The organism is Streptomyces fildesensis (genome assembly GCF_016107395.1).
GTDB classification, from domain to species: Bacteria; Actinomycetota; Actinomycetes; order Streptomycetales; family Streptomycetaceae; genus Actinacidiphila; species Actinacidiphila fildesensis.
This window is the reverse complement of sequence record NZ_JAAIKO010000273.1, coordinates 1-282: the sequence shown is the minus strand read 5'-3', so window position 1 is coordinate 282 and position 282 is coordinate 1. Positions and strand designations below refer to the sequence as shown.

Below are 282 nucleotides of genomic sequence, written 5' to 3'. Positions count from 1 at the left end.
CCAAGAACGCCTCTCAGGAAGATCTGAAGAAGGCGTACAGGAAGGCCGCGATCAAGAACCACCCTGACAAGGGTGGTGACCCGGAGAAGTTTAAAGAGTTGGCCCAAGCTTATGAGGTCTTGAGTGACCCGGAGAAGAGGGATATATATGATCAATACGGAGAGGATGCTCTCAAAGAAGGAATGGGTGGTGGCCCTGGCGGCCATGATCCCTTTGACATATTCCAATCCTTCTTTGGTGGCAACCCATTTGGTGGTGGTGGAAGCAGCAGAGGCAGGAGGC

General features: G+C 52.8%; 1 protein-coding gene. It reads left to right on the top strand.

Annotated features, from left to right (window positions below):
- On the top strand, positions 1 to 282 hold a 282-nt coding region (locus C6N31_RS47345; protein ID WP_198359713.1), incomplete at both ends, for a DnaJ domain-containing protein.